Source organism: Streptomyces pseudogriseolus (assembly GCA_002154585.1).
Taxonomy (GTDB): Bacteria; Actinomycetota; Actinomycetes; order Streptomycetales; family Streptomycetaceae; genus Streptomyces; species Streptomyces pseudogriseolus.
Genome location: MUNG01000200.1, coordinates 1 through 14063, shown reverse-complemented (window position 1 = coordinate 14063; position 14063 = coordinate 1). Strand labels below are relative to the sequence as shown.

Below are 14063 nucleotides of genomic sequence, written 5' to 3'. Positions count from 1 at the left end.
CTCCAGCGGCGGACCGTCCTCCTCCGACGACCCCTCCGCCCCCGCCACCGACGGCTCCGACGACCCCGGCGAAGGGGACACCGGCAGCAGCACGCCCGGCGACGACAGCAGCGGCAGCGACACCGGCAGCGGCGACGACGGCGGCACGGAGAGCGAAGGCCAGGACAGCGGCGGCACCGGCACCGGGTCACCCAGCGGCGGCCAGGGCGGCGACACCGGCGACGGCGGCACCGGCACGGGCGGCGAGGACACCGGCGGCGGCGCCACCGACGACTCCAACCGCGACGAACTCCCCGGCCCCGGCGGCCTCAGCGGCGCCCTCGACGGACGCCGCTGGGACTAGGGACTCCCGCGTTTCCCGCTCGGCTCAGTGACCGGAGGTCGCCTTCAGACCCACCACGGCCACCAGCAGCAGACAGATGAAGAAGATCCGGGCGGCGGTCACCGGCTCCCCCAGCACCACCATGCCCAGCACCGCCGCCCCCGCCGCGCCGATCCCCACCCACACGCCGTACGCCGTCCCGATCGGCAGCGTCCGCGCCGCGTACGACAGCAGCAGCATGCTCGTCACGATGCCCGCGCCCGTCAGCACACTCGGCCACAGACGCGTGAAACCGTCCGTGTACTTCATGCCGACCGACCAGCCGACCTCCAGCAGACCGGCGACCACCAACAACACCCAGGCCATGACAGGCACCTCCGGGACGAGACAGCGAAACGGGGGTGCGTCGTCTTCGCCATCACCCCGGTACGGCGCGTCTCGTCGGGGCCCGCACGGCCGGGCCGCACAGGACGTCCCACGCTACCCCACCACACACGAAGGGCCGGTGACGGCAGTCACCGGCCCCTCGCCACGCACCTGCGTGTCCTACAGATACAGCCCGGTCGAATCCTCCGACCCCTCGAAACGGTCCGCGGCCACCGCGTGCAGATCGCGCTCCCGCATCAGCACGTACGCCGTCCCGCGCACCTCCACCTCCGCACGGTCCTCCGGGTCGAACAGCACCCGGTCACCCGGCTCCACCGTCCGCACGTTCTGTCCCACCGCGACCACCTCGGCCCAGGCCAGCCGACGGCCCACCGCCGCCGTCGCGGGAATCAGAATGCCGCCCCCCGAACGCCGCTCGCCCTCACCTGTCTCCTGCCGCACGAGCACACGGTCGTGCAGCATCCGGATCGGCAGCTTGTCGTGCGGAGAACTGTCGTTTCTGTTGGCGCTCACAGCCTGAAACCTACCTGCCTCGACGACGGACGCACGCGGGAGGGGGCACCGTCGGACCGCATCTCAGCGCCGCCGCTTACGGGTCCCCAGGGCCAGCAGCCCCACGACACCCACCACCAGCAGCCCCGCCGGGACCACCCGCTCCAGCCGCGGCGCGCCCTTCTCGTCCACGAACTGCGCCTTCACCTGGCTCACCGCGCGGTTGACACCCACGTAGGCGCGCCCCAGCGTGTGGTCCGCGTGGGCCACGACCTTCGCCTTCGCGTCCCCCACGATCGTCTTCGGGTGCACCCGCACCCCGATCTCGTCCAGGGTCTCCGCGAGCGCCGCACGGCGACGCGCGATGTCCGCCTCGATCTGCGCCGGGGTCCTGGTGTCCGCCGTGTCCGCCACCGTGTCGCCTCCACGATCCGCTGTGTTGCCTGTGCCGGACAGTCTGTCAGCTTCAGGCCGCGCCGCACTGTCAGGACCCCCGGTTACCCTCGATCCCGGCACCCGATCCACGCAGTGCACGTACGAGGAGACGAGACCGATGAGCGCACGCCTCACGCCCGGGGACGAGGCCCCCGCCTTCACCCTGCCCGACGCCGACGGCAACGAGGTGTCCCTGGCCGACCACAAGGGCCGCAAGGTCATCGTCTACTTCTACCCGGCGGCGCTGACCCCGGGCTGCACCAAGCAGGCGTGCGACTTCACGGACAACCTCGACCTGCTGGCCGGCGCGGGCTACGACGTGATCGGCATCAGCCCCGACAAGCCGGAGAAGCTCGCCAAGTTCCGCGAGCAGGAGTCCCTGAAGGTCACCCTCCTCGCCGACCCCGACAAGAAGGTCCTGGACGCCTACGGCGCGTACGGCGAGAAGAAGAACTACGGCCGCACCTACATGGGCGTCATCCGCTCCACGATCGTCGTCGACGAACAGGGCAGGGTGGAACACGCCCTCTACAACGTCCGCGCGACGGGCCACGTCGCCAAGATCATCAAGGACTTGGGCATCTGACCCGGCCGTTCCGCTTTCCGTACGTGACCGTCCGATATCCGGATCGTTGCTCCGTACGAGACCACGAACACGTGGACGGAAGCACGGAGGGGGTCCGATGGGAACGAGCACGTACACGAAGGAACGGCTGGAGGAGGCGGCGGCGTGCCGAACAAGTGCGCCGAATGCGGCACGGGGCCCAAGCGGCTCGGCAGGCCGATGACCCTGGAGGTCGATCACATCGACGGGGACTGGAGCGACGATCGGCTGGAAAACCTGCGGTTGCTGTGTCCCAACTGCCACGCCACTACGAGCACGTGGTGCCGAGGAGGCCGGGGTAGGCAAGTGGCCGTTGACCGCTAGCATGGCCTGGCATGCGGCCGTGCTGGAAGGGTAGACAGTCGGCGCTTAGAACGCCGTGGGCGAAAGCCCGTGTGGGTTCGAATCCCACCGGCCGCACATCTGAGGGGCCGTCCGCCCGGGCGGCCCCTCAGCCGTCGCTCAGCCCAGCAGCTCCCGCACCACCGGTACCAGCCCCCGGAACGCCTTCCCCCGGTGGCTGATCGCGTTCTTCTCCTGCGGGGTCAGCTCCGCGCACGTGCGTGTCTCGCCCTCGGGCTGGAGGATCGGGTCGTAGCCGAAGCCGTTCGTGCCGGCGGGAGTGTGGCGGAGGGTGCCGGGGAGGCGGCCCTCGACGACCCTCTCCGTGCCGTCCGGCAACGCGAGCGCCGCCGCGCAAGCGAAGTACGCGCCTCGGTGGGCGTCGGCGATGTCGGCGAGCTGGGCGAGGAGGAGGTCGAGGTTGGCCTTGTCGTCGCCGTGGGTGCCGGACCAGCGGGCGGAGAAGATGCCGGGGGCGCCGCCGAGGACGTCGACGCAGAGGCCGGAGTCGTCGGCGACGGCGGGCAGGCCGGTGGCCTGGGCGAGGGTGTGGGCCTTGAGGAGGGCGTTCTCGGCGAAGGTGACGCCGGTTTCCTTGACGTCGGGGACGTCGGGGTAGGCGTCGGCGCCGACGAGTTCGTGGGGCAGGCCCGCGTCGGCGAGGATCGAGTGGAGCTCGGTGATCTTTCCGGCGTTGCGGGTGGCGAGGATCAGGCGGGTCATGGGCCCAGTATCCCTGGGCGCATGACCCGGCGTGTTGCTACGGGGTGCAGACCTTGGTGAGTTCGCCTGCGGCGTCGGTGACGGGGCCGATGTCGGGGGTGGCGTCGCCGTTCTCGACGGAGGTGCGGACGTTGCCGACGGCCTTGTCGAGGTCGTCGACGGCCTTGGAGACGTCGGCGTTGTCGGTCTTGTCGCCGATCTCGGTGAGGTTCTTGTCGATGGCGTCGAGGGACTCCTCGAGCTGGGTGACGTCGTTGCCCGCGTTCTCGACGGCCTGCTGCATGTCGGTGACGCTGTCGGCGATGGCATCGGCGGTCTGGACGCAGTCCAGGGCCTTGTCGACGGCGTCGCAGCCGGTGGTGAGTCCGGCGGTCAGCGCGACGGCCGCCAGGGTGGCGGCGACGGCTGCGGTGCGGCGTCGGCGGCTCGCTGCCATGGAACGTTCCCTCCCTCGTCGGGCCGGTGGGGCCCGCTGTGTCGGCGGGGCGCGCGGGGGGTGCCCGTGCGCCCGTATCCCTTCAGACGCGGCGGCGGTCGGCGCGGTTGCTCGCGCCGACCTGTGTCCTTGGGGTGCCCTTTACCTTTCGGGAAGGGTATCGAGTGCGGCGCGCTGGGCGGCGGCGAGTTCGGTGCATCCGGTGACGGCGAGGTCGAGGAGGGCGTTGAGTTCGTCGCGGGCGAAGGGTTCGGCCTCGGCGGTGCCCTGGACCTCGACGAAGCGGCCGTCGCCGGTGCAGACGACGTTCATGTCGGTATCGGCGCGGACGTCCTCCTCGTAGCAGAGGTCGAGGAGGGGGACGCCGGCGACGATGCCGACGGAGACGGCGGCGACGGTGCCGGTGAGGGGCTTGCGGCCGGGCTTGACGAGTTTCTTGCCCTGGGCCCAGCCGATGGCGTCGGCGAGGGCGACGTAGGCGCCGGTGATGGCGGCGGTGCGGGTGCCGCCGTCGGCCTGGAGGACGTCGCAGTCGAGGACGACGGTGTTCTCGCCGAGGGCCTTGTAGTCGATGACGGCGCGCAGGGAGCGGCCGATGAGGCGGCTGATCTCGTGGGTGCGGCCGCCGATGCGGCCGCGGACGGATTCGCGGTCGCCGCGGGTGTTGGTGGCGCGGGGGAGCATGGCGTATTCGGCGGTGACCCAGCCTTCGCCGCTGCCTTTGCGCCAGCGGGGGACGCCTTCGGTGACGGAGGCGGTGCAGAGGACCTTGGTGTCGCCGAAGGAGACGAGGACGGAGCCTTCGGCGTGTTTGCTCCAGCCGCGTTCGATGGTGACGGGGCGGAGCTGGTCGGGGGTGCGGCCGTCGATGCGAGACATGGCGCCGAGCCTAGCCGTACAAGGGGCGGGCCCCTTCCACAGGTGTGGGAGGGGCCCCGAAGGTGTGGCCGTGGGTCACATCATGTCTTCGATTTCCGCGGCGATGGGGTCGGCGTCGGTGCCGATGACGACCTGGATGGCGCTGCCCATCTTGACGACGCCGTGGGCGCCGGCGGCCTTGAGGGCGGCGTCGTCGACCTTGGAGGGGTCCACGACTTCGGTGCGGAGGCGGGTGATGCAGCCCTCGACCTCTTCGATGTTGTCGATGCCGCCGAGCCCGGCAACGATCTTCTCAGCCTTGGTGGCCATGTTCGTACTCCCTGATCCGAACCGCTTTGTCGCAGTAACCCACAGTTGGCCCATCTTTGCGAGCGGTCATGTCGTGGGCGCTCGATGATGGGCGTCACGACAGCGGAACCGTCCTGCCTCACTGGTCTACACCACCGGGTGGACTGCCGCCAAACCCTCCGGGTCGTCCAGCGAAGGGGACTTGATGAGTACCGAGAGCCCCGCGGGTGCCGGTGCGGGGGTGAGCCCGCTGCGGGAGCGCTGGCATCGGTTGTTCCAGGGCCTGCAGAAGATGGGCCGCAGTCTTCAGCTGCCGATCGCGGTGCTGCCGGCGGCGGGCATCCTCAACCGGCTGGGGCAGCCGGACGTGTTCGGGGACGACGGTCTGGGGTGGACGAACGTCTCGAAGGTGATGGCGGGGGCGGGCGGGGCGCTGCTGGACGGTTCGCTGGGGCTGCCGCTGCTGTTCTGCGTGGGTGTGGCCATCGGGATGGCGAAGAAGGCGGACGGGTCGACGGCGCTGGCGGCGGTGGCGGGGTTCCTCGTCTACTTCAATGTGCTGCGGCAGTTCCCGAAGGACTGTCCGGAGGGGTCGGAGGCGGTGCCGAACGTCGGCTGTCAGTTGGCGGACGGGACGGTGACGGCGTTCGACTACCAGAATCCGGGGGTGTTCGGCGGCATCGTCATCGGTCTGACGGCGGCGTATCTGTGGCAGCGGTTCCACCGGACGAAGCTGGTGGACTGGCTGGGGTTCTTCAACGGGCGGCGGCTGGTGCCGATCATCATGGCGTTCGCGGCGATCGTGTTCGCGGCGTTGTGTCTGTGGGTGTGGCCGCCGATCGGTGACGCGCTGGAGAGTTTCAGCGACTGGATGACGGGGCTGGGCGCGTGGGGTGCGGGTGTCTTCGGTGTGGCGAACCGGGCGTTGCTGGTGATCGGCCTGCACCAGTTCCTGAACGTGCCCATCTGGTTCCAGTTCGGTTCGTACACGAAGCCGGACGGGACGGTGGTGCACGGTGACATCAACATGTTCCTGGCGGGTGACCCGGACGCGGGGCAGTTCCTGTCGGGGTTCTTCCCGATCATGATGTTCGCGCTGCCGGCGGCGGCGCTGGCGATCACGCACTGTGCGCGTCCTGACCGGCGCAAGGAGATCGGCGGTCTGATGCTGTCGGTGGCGCTGACGTCGTTCGTCACGGGCATCACGGAGCCGATCGAGTACTCGTTCCTGTTCGTCGCGCCGCTGTTGTACGCGCTGCACGCGGTGCTGACGGGGGTGTCGATGGCGGTGACGTGGGGGCTGGGCGTGCACGACGGGTTCAGTTTCTCGGCGGGTCTGATCGACTACGTCATCAACTGGAATCTGGCGACGCGGCCGTGGCTGATCATTCCGATCGGGCTGGTGTTCGCGGCGGTGTATTACGTCGTGTTCCGTTTCGCGATCACGCGGTTCGATCTGCGGACTCCGGGGCGGGAGCCGGAGGAGGAGGTGGAGGACGCGGCGCGGCGGTGATCCCGTAGCCTGGCGGCGGCCGGCCGAGCCCTCGGAACCTTGAGTTCCGGGGGCTTTTCGGTGTGCTCGTGAGGGGGTCTCTCCGGCCCTTCGGCGGAGGCACGGTGTGTAGTCCCACGGTCGCGGATTCGCGGGTTCCTTACGTGGCCTTCATCGTGCTACAACAGGTCTACACCACTAGTGGTGTAGACCACCACCGATGGAGGAAGTATGAGCACCGCCACCGACTCGGCGGCCCCCGCGAAGAAGCGGGGATCCGGCCTTTTCCAGGGCCTGCAGAAGGTCGGCCGCAGCCTTCAGCTCCCGATCGCCGTGCTGCCTGCGGCGGGCATTCTGCTGCGCCTCGGCCAGCCGGACGTGTTCGGCGCGGACGGCTTGGGCTGGGACAAGGTAGCAGCCGTCTTCGCCACCGCCGGTGGCGCCATCTTCGACAACCTGCCGATGCTGTTCTGCATCGGTGTGGCCATCGGCTTTGCCAAGAAGGCCGACGGCTCGACCGCCCTCGCCGCGCTCGTCGGCTTCCTGGTCTACAGCAACGTCCTGAAGGCCTTCCCGGTCACCGAGGCCAAGGTGCAGGACGGCGCGGACATAGCCGCGACCTACAACAACCCCGGTGTTCTCGGCGGCATCCTGATGGGTCTGCTGGCCGCGACGCTGTGGCAGCGGTACCACCGCAAGAAGCTGGTGGACTGGCTCGGCTTCTTCAACGGCCGTCGGCTCGTCCCGATCATCATGGCGTTCGTCGGCACGCTGGTCGGTGTCTTCTTCGGCCTGGTGTGGGAGCCGATCGGCGAGCTCATCTCCGACGCGGGCGAGTGGATCACCGGGCTCGGCGCCGCCGGTGCCGGTCTGTTCGGTCTGATCAACCGCGCGCTGATCCCCATCGGCATGCACCAGTTCGTGAACACCGTCTCCTGGTTCCAGATCGGTGACTTCACCAACGCGGCGGGCGAGGTCGTCCACGGCGACCTGAACCGCTTCTTCGCCGGTGACCCGGACGCCGGCCAGTTCATGTCGGGCTTCTTCCCGATCATGATGTTCGGTCTGCCGGCCGCCGCGCTCGCCATCGCGCACGCCGCCCGTCCCGAGCGCCGCAAGGCCGTGCTGGGCATGATGCTCTCGCTCGCGCTGACCTCGTTCGTGACCGGTGTGACCGAGCCGATCGAGTTCGCGTTCATGTTCATCGCCCCGGCGCTGTACGTGATCCACGCGGTGCTGACCGCCCTGTCCATGGCGATCACCTGGGCGCTGGGTGTGCACGCCGGCTTCACCTTCTCGGCGGGCTTCATCGACTACGCCCTGAACTGGAACCTGGCGACCAAGCCCTGGCTGATCATCCCGATCGGCCTGGTGTTCGCGGCGATCTACTACGTGCTCTTCCGCTTCGCGATCACCAAGTTCAACCTGCCGACCCCGGGCCGCGAGCCCGAGGAGGAGGTCGAGGACCTCACCAAGGCGTGAGCGGTCCCCGTACGACGAGGAAGGCCCTGGAACCGGTCAGGTTCCGGGGCCTTCCCCGTGCCGCGTGACGCGTCGCGGCCTCAGATCTCGTACGTCGCCCCCGGCGCCGCCAGCCCCACCGGGCCGTCGTACACCGCGCGGGCGTCGGTGAGGTTGACCTGCGGGTCGGTCCACGGCGGGATGTGCGTGAGGATCAGCCGGCGGGCCCCGGCGCGGGCCGCGGACTCGCCCGCCTCGCGGCCGTTGAGGTGCAGGTCCGGGATGTTCTCCTTGCCGTGCGTGAAGGCGGCCTCGCACAGGAAGAGGTCGGCGTCCCGGGCGAGGTCGTCCAGCAGCGGGGTCGCTCCCGTGTCGCCGGAGTAGGTCAGCGTCCTGCCGCCGTGCTCGATGCGGATGCCGTACGCCTCGACCGGGTGCGCGACGCGCTCGGTGTGCACGAGGAACGGGCCGATCTCGAAGGTGGACGGCTTGACCGTGTGGAAGTCGAAGACCTCGCTCATGGAGGAGGCCGAGGGGGTGTCGGCGTAGGCGGTGGTCAGCCGGTGCTCGGTGCCCTCGGGGCCGTAGACCGGCAGCGGGGCGCAGCGGCCGCCGTCGTGCCGGTAGTAACGCGCCACGAAGTAGGCGCACATGTCGATGCAGTGGTCGGCGTGCAGGTGGCTGAGGAAGATCGCGTCGAGGTCGTAGAGACCGCAGTGGCGCTGCAGCTCGCCCAGGGCGCCGTTGCCCATGTCGAGAAGCAACCGGAAGCCGTCGGCCTCGACGAGGTAGCTCGAGCAGGCCGATTCCGCGGACGGGAACGACCCCGAGCAGCCGACGACGGTGAGCTTCATGAAGCAGAAACCTCCGCTGGCGGGTGTGGGAAGACGGGGGTCGTGCGGTTCGTCGAGCGTAAGGCGCAAAACCTGCGGTCGCTCCTCCACCAGGCGCCGTTGTGGGCGAACTCACCTGCCCTGTCACCGGTTCGGCTGGAAGGGGCGCGTACGGGGGCGGGAGGGGGCGCGCGCTCATGGCCCGCGCCGGTACGGTCTGGTCATGAACACGGCCTGGTGGCTCGCGCTCGCCGCGGTGGTCCTGCTCGCCCTGGTCACCGCTCTCGTGGACGGCTGGGGGCGGGGGCACCGCCCCCGCAGAGACCGTCGCGCGCGGCGGGACGGTGAGGCGGAGTGACGTACCCGGGGAACGCGTGAGGGGCCGGGGAGCGTTCCCCGGCCCCTCATGTCACGCCTGACGCCCTACGCCCAGAGCTGGCCCTGGAGGGTCTCGATGGCTTCCTCCGTGGTCGCCGCCGTGTAGACGCCGGTCGACAGGTACTTCCAGCCGCCGTCGGCGACGACGAAGACGACGTCGGCGCTCTCGCCGGCCTTGAGGGCCTTGTTCGCGACGCCGATCGCCGCGTGCAGGGCGGCGCCGGTGGAGACGCCGGCGAAGATGCCCTCCTGCTGGAGGAGTTCACGGGTGCGGGTGACCGCGTCGGCGGAGCCGACGGAGAAGCGGGTGGTGAGGACGGAGGCGTCGTACAGCTCCGGCACGAAGCCCTCGTCGAGGTTGCGCAGGCCGTAGACGAGGTCGTCGTAGCGCGGCTCGGCGGCGACGATCTTCACGTCCGGCTTGTGCTCGCGCAGGTAGCGGCCGACGCCCATCAGGGTGCCCGTGGTGCCGAGGCCTGCGACGAAGTGGGTGACGGACGGGAGGTCGGCGAGGATCTCCGGGCCGGTGGTCGCGTAGTGGGCGCCCGCGTTGTCCGGGTTGCCGTACTGGTAGAGCATCACCCAGTCCGGGTGCTCGGCGGACAGCTCCTTGGCGACGCGGACGGCGGTGTTGGAGCCGCCGGCGGCCGGGGAGGAGATGATCTCCGCGCCCCACATGCCGAGCAGGTCGCGCCGCTCCTGGGAGGTGTTCTCGGGCATCACGCAGACCATGCGGTAGCCCTTGAGCTTCGCGGCCATCGCGAGGGAGATGCCGGTGTTGCCGCTGGTCGGCTCGAGGATGGTGCAGCCCGGGGTGAGGCGGCCGTCCTTCTCGGCCTGCTCGATCATGAACAGGGCCGGGCGGTCCTTGATCGAGCCGGTGGGGTTGCGGTCCTCCAGCTTGGCCCAGACGCGGACCTCGGCGGACGGCGACAGCCGCGGCAGGCGCACCAGAGGGGTGTTGCCCACCGCGGCCAGCGGGGAGTCGTAACGCATGGGGATCAGGCCGTACCGCCGGCGACGGCCGGCAGGATCGTCACGTTGTCGCCGTCGGACAGCTTGGTGCTGATGCCGTCGAGGAAGCGGACGTCCTCGTCGTTGAGGTAGACGTTGACGAACCGGCGCAGCTGGCCGCCGTCCACGATGCGGGCCTGGATGCCCGCATGCCGGGTCTCGAGGTCGGCGAAGAGCTCGGCGAGGGTGTCCCCGGTGCCCTCCACCGCCTTCTGACCGTCGGTGTACTGGCGGAGGATGGTGGGGATGCGGACCTCGATGGCCATGGCTGAGGGCTCCTGTCGGAAGGTGTCGTGGGTTCTGCGTAAGGGCACACGGCGGCGCCGCGGCTCGCGGCCGCGGGCGGCGGCGGAACGTCAACAGATGGCGCTGTTCAGCCTGCACAGGTCGACGTGGAGCCGCGCCACGAGCAGGGTGCCCGGCGCCTTGTCGTCCACGTCGAAGAGAACCATGCGGGCATCGTATCGATTCCCCGTCCGGGATCCGGAGTGTGATCCCACATCCTGGACGTCAGCCATCCGCCATGCGGGATCAGTACGCGTCGACGACCTTGACCTCCTCCTCGGTGACCTCGCCCTCCACGATGCGGAAGGAGCGGAACTGGAACTCGCCGGCGCCGTCGGTGTCGGCGGTGGAGACCAGGACGTAGTGGGCGCCGGGCTCGTTGGCGTAGGAGATGTCGGTGCGCGAGGGGTAGGCCTCGGTGGCGGTGTGGGAGTGGTAGACGATCACCGGCTCCTCGTCGCGGTCGTCCATCTCCCGGTACAGCTTCAGCAGGTCCTGGGAGTCGAACTCGTAGAAGGTGGGCGAGCGGGCCGCGTTCAGCATGGGGATGAACCGCTCGGGGCGGCCGGCGCCCACCGGGCCCGCCACCACGCCGCACGCCTCGTCGGGGTGGTCCTCGCGGGCGTGGGCGACGATCCGGTCGTAGAGGTCCTGGGTGATGGTCAGCATGGGGCTCAGGATAAGCAGACGGGCCGTCCCGTACCGAGGGGTGGTACGGAACGGCCCGGATGCCGGACACCTTGAGCGGGTGGCGCCGGGGAACCCCACGAGTGCTCCCCGGCGCCGGTGTCCTTCGGGGTGGTCAGCCGACCTTCTCGAACCGGCTCTCGTCGCGGTCCGCGAGCGCCGGGTTGTTCCGCTTCAGCACGGTCCAGCCGACGCCCAGGGCGACGGCCCAGCCGGCCGCGACGTAGAGGCAGACGCGCGCGTCCGCGTCCGCCGCGATCATGACGGTGACGCCGAGCAGGAAGACCAGCGCGACCCAGCTGAACAGGGCGCCGCCGGGGGCGGGGAACGAGGAGGCGGGCAGCCGGCCGGCGTCGACGGCGCGGCGGTAGCGGATGTGGCTGACGAGGATCATCATCCAGGTCCAGATGCCGGCCGCGGTGGCGACGGAGGTGACGTAGGCGAACGCCTTCTCCGGGACGACGTAGTTGAGGATCACGCCGATGCCCATGAGCGCCACGGAGACGGAGATTCCGACGGCGGGCGTCCGGCGGGCGTTGAGCTTGCCGAAGGCCTGCGGGGCCTCGCTGTTGGCGGCGAGGTCGCGCAGCATCCGGCCGGTGGAGTACATGCCGGAGTTGCAGGACGACAGGGCCGCGGTGAGCACGACGAAGTTGACGATGCCCGCGGCGAGCGGGATGCCGATCTTGCCGAAGGCGTGGACGAAGGGGCTCTCGCCGGCGGAGAACTCGGTCCACTTGACGACGGAGAGGATCACCAGCAGGGCGCCGACGTAGAAGACGATGATGCGCCAGGGCAGGGTGTTGATGGCCTTGGGCAGGGTCTTCTCGGGGTTCTCGGACTCGCCCGCGGTGACGCCGACCAGCTCGACGGCGAGGTAGGCGAACATGACGCCCTGGAGGGTCATCAGGCTGGAGCCGATGCCGTTGGGGAAGAAGCCGTCGTGCGACCAGAGGTTGGAGACGGCGGCGGTGTCGCCGGCGTCGGAGAAGCCGAGGGTGAGCACGCCGAGACCGATGACGATCATGCCGATGATGGCGGTGACCTTGATCATCGAGAACCAGAACTCGACCTCGCCGAAGATCTTGACGGAGATCAGGTTCACGCCGAACAGCACGACGAGGAAGACCAGGGCGCTGACCCACTGCGGGATCTCGGGGAACCAGAAGTGGATGTAGATGGCGGCGGCCGTCAGCTCGGCCATGCCGGTGACCACCCACATCAGCCAGTACGTCCAGCCGGTGACGAACCCGAAGAACGGGCCGAGGAACTCGCGGGCGTACTCGGCGAAGGAGCCGGAGACGGGCCGGTAGAGGAGGAGCTCGCCCAGGGCCCGCATGATGAAGAAGATGACGACGCCCGCGAGGGCGTACATGAGGATGATGCTGGGGCCGGCCTTGGCGATGTTCGCCCCGGCGCCCATGAAGAGGCCGACGCCGATGGCGCCGCCGATCGCGATCATCTGGACCTGGCGGCTGCCGAGTCCCCGCTCGTAGCCCTCTTCGGAGGCTTCGGTGACCTTCGCTGAGGTCATGTGTCGTGCGCCTTTCTCCATGCCGACCCGGGCCGCTGCTCGGCCGCGGATCGGGTCTCGATCCCCCCGGACTGATGGAGCTGAGCGGGCGCGCGGGCCCGCTCCTGCCAGGCCGGCGGTGACCGGCTCGGTGGCGCACCCGGCCGAACGTTCGGGTGGCGTTCGCCGGGCGGTCGTGAAGATGTATCACGGCCGCCATACTGATCACAGGGGGGTGCTGTGACGCGCCCCACAGGAAGAAGCGGACAAAAGGCACCTGAAGAGCCCATAGACGGCGGGGCATTTGACGCGATCGTTATCCGGATTTGAGTGTCCTCTGAGCGAACGCGTCAGCGGATTTGTCCGGATTTTCGCCCCGGATGTCCGGCATGCCGCCCGGAACGGGGCGGCACGTCCACCGGGGCGGGCGGCGCGCCCGCCGGGCTCACGGCATGAGCGTGGAGACGAGCGTCTCCTGGAGGCCGCCCAGCCACAGGTACGCCATCACCATCGGCTTGCGCGGGTCCTCGTCGGGGAGGTGGAACAGCAGGTCGCTGTCGTCCTCGTCGGTGATCTCCAGCCGGGCGCCGATCGCCAGGCGCAGGTCGTTCAGCGCGCCGAGCCAGCGCTGCGACTCCTGCGGCGTCAGCTCGAGCACCGCGCCGCCCTCGCCGGCCGCCCTCAGCGCGTCCAGGGAGCGGATCACGGCCAGCGCGTTGTCCCGCTTGCCGGCCCGCAGGTCGTTCTCCGTGTAGCGGCGGAACTCGGCGGAGTACGCCCGCTGCTCCTCGGCCTCCTCGGGCCGCCCGGCGCCCTCCGGGTCGACGTAGGCGTCCGGGAAGAGGCGGCGCAGCACCGGGTCGGAGGGCGGCTCGCTGGGGCCGTCGGCGAAGAGCTCCGCGAGCGGGTCGCCGCCGGACTCCTCGGCGGGCCCGGGGCCGATGATCTCCATCAGCTGCACGGCGAGCGAGCGGATGATGGAGATCTCGACGTCGTCGAGGGCGACGGCCGCGCCGCCGCCGGGGAGCGGTTCGAAGGTTCCTGGCATGGAGGCGATTCGCTACTTCCGGTCCTGCGGGCGGGGGCGGGCCACGTCCGGTGCGGTCATGTCCGGCGTCACTTCCGGTCGTGCTGGAGGGTGGCCCACAGGCCGTAGCCGTGCATGGCCTGGACGTCGCGCTCCATCTCCTCGCGGGTGCCGCTGGAGACGACGGCCCGGCCCTTGTGGTGGACGTCGAGCATGAGCTTGGTGGCCTTGTCCTTGGAGTAGCCGAAGTACGTCTGGAAGACGTACGTCACGTAGCTCATGAGGTTGACCGGATCGTTGTGGACGATCGTGACCCACGGGACGTCGGGCTCGGGTACGGCGAAGACCTCCTCCGCCGACTCGGTGCGTTCGATCTCCAGGGGTGCGGGTGACGTCACACTGCCCATGCTGCCACCGGAGGGGGGTGGTCGCACAAACCGGCCCGCCACAGGGGCGCCCGGGGGG

General features: G+C 69.9%; 19 protein-coding genes, 1 tRNA gene, 2 pseudogenes and 1 riboswitch. Of the genes and pseudogenes, 7 read left to right on the top strand and 15 right to left on the bottom strand.

Annotation, left to right across the window (positions count from 1 at the left end):
* Window positions 1-343, top strand: a pseudogene (locus CCN29_RS18965) (transglycosylase domain-containing protein); the annotation flags it as partial.
* Window positions 344-367: 24 nt separating this feature from the next.
* Here CCN29_RS18965 and CCN29_RS18960 read toward each other — a convergent pair.
* The 3 genes from CCN29_RS18960 to CCN29_RS18950 all read right to left on the bottom strand — a co-directional run bounded on the left by CCN29_RS18960 (window position 368) and on the right by CCN29_RS18950 (window position 1615).
* Window positions 368-688 carry a DMT family transporter gene (locus tag CCN29_RS18960; RefSeq protein ID WP_019525098.1) on the bottom strand — a complete coding sequence of 107 codons (321 nt, stop codon included), beginning with the start codon at window positions 686-688 and terminating at the stop codon, window positions 368-370.
* A 34-nt stretch (window positions 689-722) separates the two neighbouring features.
* Window positions 723-789: riboswitch (guanidine-III (ykkC-III) riboswitch) on the bottom strand.
* Window positions 790-868: 79 nt separating this feature from the next.
* The gene (locus tag CCN29_RS18955) at window positions 869-1171 is read right to left on the bottom strand and encodes a GroES family chaperonin (RefSeq protein ID WP_156698885.1); all 303 of its coding nucleotides are present in this window, start codon (window positions 1169-1171) and stop codon (window positions 869-871) included.
* 114 nt (window positions 1172-1285) lie between these two features.
* Complete coding sequence (locus tag CCN29_RS18950) at window positions 1286-1615, bottom strand: DUF3618 domain-containing protein (protein WP_006131658.1); 330 nt, start codon at window positions 1613-1615, stop codon at window positions 1286-1288.
* A gap of 139 nt (window positions 1616-1754) precedes the next feature.
* Here CCN29_RS18950 and bcp point away from each other — a divergent pair, with 139 nt between their 5' ends.
* The 3 genes and pseudogenes from bcp to CCN29_RS18935 all read left to right on the top strand — a co-directional run bounded on the left by bcp (window position 1755) and on the right by CCN29_RS18935 (window position 2660).
* Window positions 1755-2222 carry a thioredoxin-dependent thiol peroxidase gene (gene bcp, locus CCN29_RS18945; protein WP_031019441.1) on the top strand — a complete coding sequence of 156 codons (468 nt, stop codon included), beginning with the start codon at window positions 1755-1757 and terminating at the stop codon, window positions 2220-2222.
* A gap of 141 nt (window positions 2223-2363) precedes the next feature.
* Window positions 2364-2564 (top strand): annotated as a pseudogene (locus tag CCN29_RS18940) (HNH endonuclease); the annotation flags it as partial.
* Between the two features lie 13 nt (window positions 2565-2577).
* Window positions 2578-2660: transfer RNA gene (locus CCN29_RS18935), tRNA-Leu, on the top strand.
* Window positions 2661-2702: 42 nt separating this feature from the next.
* Here CCN29_RS18935 and rdgB read toward each other — a convergent pair.
* The 4 genes from rdgB to CCN29_RS18915 form a co-directional block, all read right to left on the bottom strand.
* Window positions 2703-3305, bottom strand: a complete 603-nt coding sequence (gene rdgB, locus CCN29_RS18930; protein ID WP_086683254.1) for an RdgB/HAM1 family non-canonical purine NTP pyrophosphatase — start codon at window positions 3303-3305, stop codon at window positions 2703-2705.
* 37 nt (window positions 3306-3342) lie between these two features.
* On the bottom strand, window positions 3343-3741 hold the full coding sequence (locus tag CCN29_RS18925) for a hypothetical protein (RefSeq protein ID WP_006131661.1): 399 nt from the start codon (window positions 3739-3741) through the stop codon (window positions 3343-3345).
* Window positions 3742-3882: 141 nt separating this feature from the next.
* Entirely contained in the window at window positions 3883-4620 is a 738-nt protein-coding gene (rph, locus tag CCN29_RS18920; protein ID WP_006131662.1) for a ribonuclease PH, read from the bottom strand.
* 75 nt (window positions 4621-4695) lie between these two features.
* On the bottom strand, window positions 4696-4929 hold the full coding sequence (locus tag CCN29_RS18915; RefSeq protein ID WP_006131663.1) for a PTS sugar transporter subunit IIB: 234 nt from the start codon (window positions 4927-4929) through the stop codon (window positions 4696-4698).
* Window positions 4930-5113: 184 nt separating this feature from the next.
* Here CCN29_RS18915 and CCN29_RS18910 point away from each other — a divergent pair, with 184 nt between their 5' ends.
* Both CCN29_RS18910 and CCN29_RS18905 read left to right on the top strand, forming a co-directional pair.
* On the top strand, window positions 5114-6421 hold the full coding sequence (locus tag CCN29_RS18910; protein WP_031019444.1) for a PTS transporter subunit EIIC: 1308 nt from the start codon (window positions 5114-5116) through the stop codon (window positions 6419-6421).
* 210 nt (window positions 6422-6631) lie between these two features.
* On the top strand, window positions 6632-7882 hold the full coding sequence (locus CCN29_RS18905; protein ID WP_006131665.1) for a PTS transporter subunit EIIC: 1251 nt from the start codon (window positions 6632-6634) through the stop codon (window positions 7880-7882).
* Between the two features lie 80 nt (window positions 7883-7962).
* Here the strand turns inward: CCN29_RS18905 and CCN29_RS18900 are convergent, their stop codons facing one another.
* Entirely contained in the window at window positions 7963-8715 is a 753-nt protein-coding gene (locus CCN29_RS18900; RefSeq protein ID WP_006131666.1) for an MBL fold metallo-hydrolase, read from the bottom strand.
* Between the two features lie 202 nt (window positions 8716-8917).
* Here CCN29_RS18900 and CCN29_RS36015 point away from each other — a divergent pair, with 202 nt between their 5' ends.
* Complete coding sequence (locus tag CCN29_RS36015; protein WP_086016123.1) at window positions 8918-9052, top strand: hypothetical protein; 135 nt, start codon at window positions 8918-8920, stop codon at window positions 9050-9052.
* A gap of 65 nt (window positions 9053-9117) precedes the next feature.
* On the opposite strand, the gene CCN29_RS18890 is transcribed toward CCN29_RS36015, so the two are convergent.
* From CCN29_RS18890 to clpS, 7 genes are all read right to left on the bottom strand, one after another.
* The gene (locus CCN29_RS18890; protein WP_006131667.1) at window positions 9118-10068 is read right to left on the bottom strand and encodes a PLP-dependent cysteine synthase family protein; all 951 of its coding nucleotides are present in this window, start codon (window positions 10066-10068) and stop codon (window positions 9118-9120) included.
* A gap of 5 nt (window positions 10069-10073) precedes the next feature.
* Window positions 10074-10352, bottom strand: coding sequence for a MoaD/ThiS family protein (locus CCN29_RS18885; protein ID WP_086683252.1), 279 nt, complete (start codon window positions 10350-10352; stop codon window positions 10074-10076).
* A 90-nt stretch (window positions 10353-10442) separates the two neighbouring features.
* Window positions 10443-10538 carry a putative leader peptide gene (locus tag CCN29_RS34965; protein ID WP_006131669.1) on the bottom strand — a complete coding sequence of 32 codons (96 nt, stop codon included), beginning with the start codon at window positions 10536-10538 and terminating at the stop codon, window positions 10443-10445.
* 79 nt (window positions 10539-10617) lie between these two features.
* Entirely contained in the window at window positions 10618-11040 is a 423-nt protein-coding gene (locus tag CCN29_RS18880; RefSeq protein WP_006131670.1) for a M67 family metallopeptidase, read from the bottom strand.
* A 133-nt stretch (window positions 11041-11173) separates the two neighbouring features.
* Window positions 11174-12592: an amino acid permease gene (locus CCN29_RS18875; RefSeq protein ID WP_086683249.1), complete on the bottom strand. Its 1419-nt coding sequence runs from the start codon at window positions 12590-12592 to the stop codon at window positions 11174-11176.
* Window positions 12593-13016: 424 nt separating this feature from the next.
* A complete protein-coding gene (locus CCN29_RS18865; protein ID WP_086683246.1) occupies window positions 13017-13619 on the bottom strand; it encodes a DUF2017 domain-containing protein in 603 nt (200 codons plus the stop codon).
* Window positions 13620-13687: 68 nt separating this feature from the next.
* A complete protein-coding gene (gene clpS / locus CCN29_RS18860) occupies window positions 13688-14005 on the bottom strand; it encodes an ATP-dependent Clp protease adapter ClpS (RefSeq protein ID WP_006131673.1) in 318 nt (105 codons plus the stop codon).
* Window positions 14006-14063 lie beyond the last annotated feature (58 nt).

Excerpts from the sequence above, each read along its gene's own strand:
- CCN29_RS34965 (WP_006131669.1), bottom strand. The coding sequence starts at position 10,538 with ATGGTTCTCTTCGACGTGGACGACAAGGCGCCGGGCACCCTGCTCGTG.
- CCN29_RS18915 (WP_006131663.1), bottom strand. The coding sequence starts at position 4,929 with ATGGCCACCAAGGCTGAGAAGATCGTTGCCGGGCTCGGCGGCATCGAC.
- CCN29_RS18885 (WP_086683252.1), bottom strand. The coding sequence starts at position 10,352 with ATGGCCATCGAGGTCCGCATCCCCACCATCCTCCGCCAGTACACCGAC.
- CCN29_RS18905 (WP_006131665.1), top strand. The coding sequence starts at position 6,632 with ATGAGCACCGCCACCGACTCGGCGGCCCCCGCGAAGAAGCGGGGATCC.
- CCN29_RS18910 (WP_031019444.1), top strand. The coding sequence starts at position 5,114 with ATGAGTACCGAGAGCCCCGCGGGTGCCGGTGCGGGGGTGAGCCCGCTG.
- CCN29_RS18875 (WP_086683249.1), bottom strand. The coding sequence starts at position 12,592 with ATGACCTCAGCGAAGGTCACCGAAGCCTCCGAAGAGGGCTACGAGCGG.
- clpS (WP_006131673.1), bottom strand. The coding sequence starts at position 14,005 with ATGGGCAGTGTGACGTCACCCGCACCCCTGGAGATCGAACGCACCGAG.
- CCN29_RS36015 (WP_086016123.1), top strand. The coding sequence starts at position 8,918 with ATGAACACGGCCTGGTGGCTCGCGCTCGCCGCGGTGGTCCTGCTCGCC.
- CCN29_RS18900 (WP_006131666.1), bottom strand. The coding sequence starts at position 8,715 with ATGAAGCTCACCGTCGTCGGCTGCTCGGGGTCGTTCCCGTCCGCGGAA.
- CCN29_RS18890 (WP_006131667.1), bottom strand. The coding sequence starts at position 10,068 with ATGCGTTACGACTCCCCGCTGGCCGCGGTGGGCAACACCCCTCTGGTG.
- bcp (WP_031019441.1), top strand. The coding sequence starts at position 1,755 with ATGAGCGCACGCCTCACGCCCGGGGACGAGGCCCCCGCCTTCACCCTG.
- CCN29_RS18865 (WP_086683246.1), bottom strand. The coding sequence starts at position 13,619 with ATGCCAGGAACCTTCGAACCGCTCCCCGGCGGCGGCGCGGCCGTCGCC.
- CCN29_RS18955 (WP_156698885.1), bottom strand. The coding sequence starts at position 1,171 with ATGCTGCACGACCGTGTGCTCGTGCGGCAGGAGACAGGTGAGGGCGAG.
- CCN29_RS18880 (WP_006131670.1), bottom strand. The coding sequence starts at position 11,040 with ATGCTGACCATCACCCAGGACCTCTACGACCGGATCGTCGCCCACGCC.
- rph (WP_006131662.1), bottom strand. The coding sequence starts at position 4,620 with ATGTCTCGCATCGACGGCCGCACCCCCGACCAGCTCCGCCCCGTCACC.
- rdgB (WP_086683254.1), bottom strand. The coding sequence starts at position 3,305 with ATGACCCGCCTGATCCTCGCCACCCGCAACGCCGGAAAGATCACCGAG.
- CCN29_RS18960 (WP_019525098.1), bottom strand. The coding sequence starts at position 688 with ATGGCCTGGGTGTTGTTGGTGGTCGCCGGTCTGCTGGAGGTCGGCTGG.
- CCN29_RS18925 (WP_006131661.1), bottom strand. The coding sequence starts at position 3,741 with ATGGCAGCGAGCCGCCGACGCCGCACCGCAGCCGTCGCCGCCACCCTG.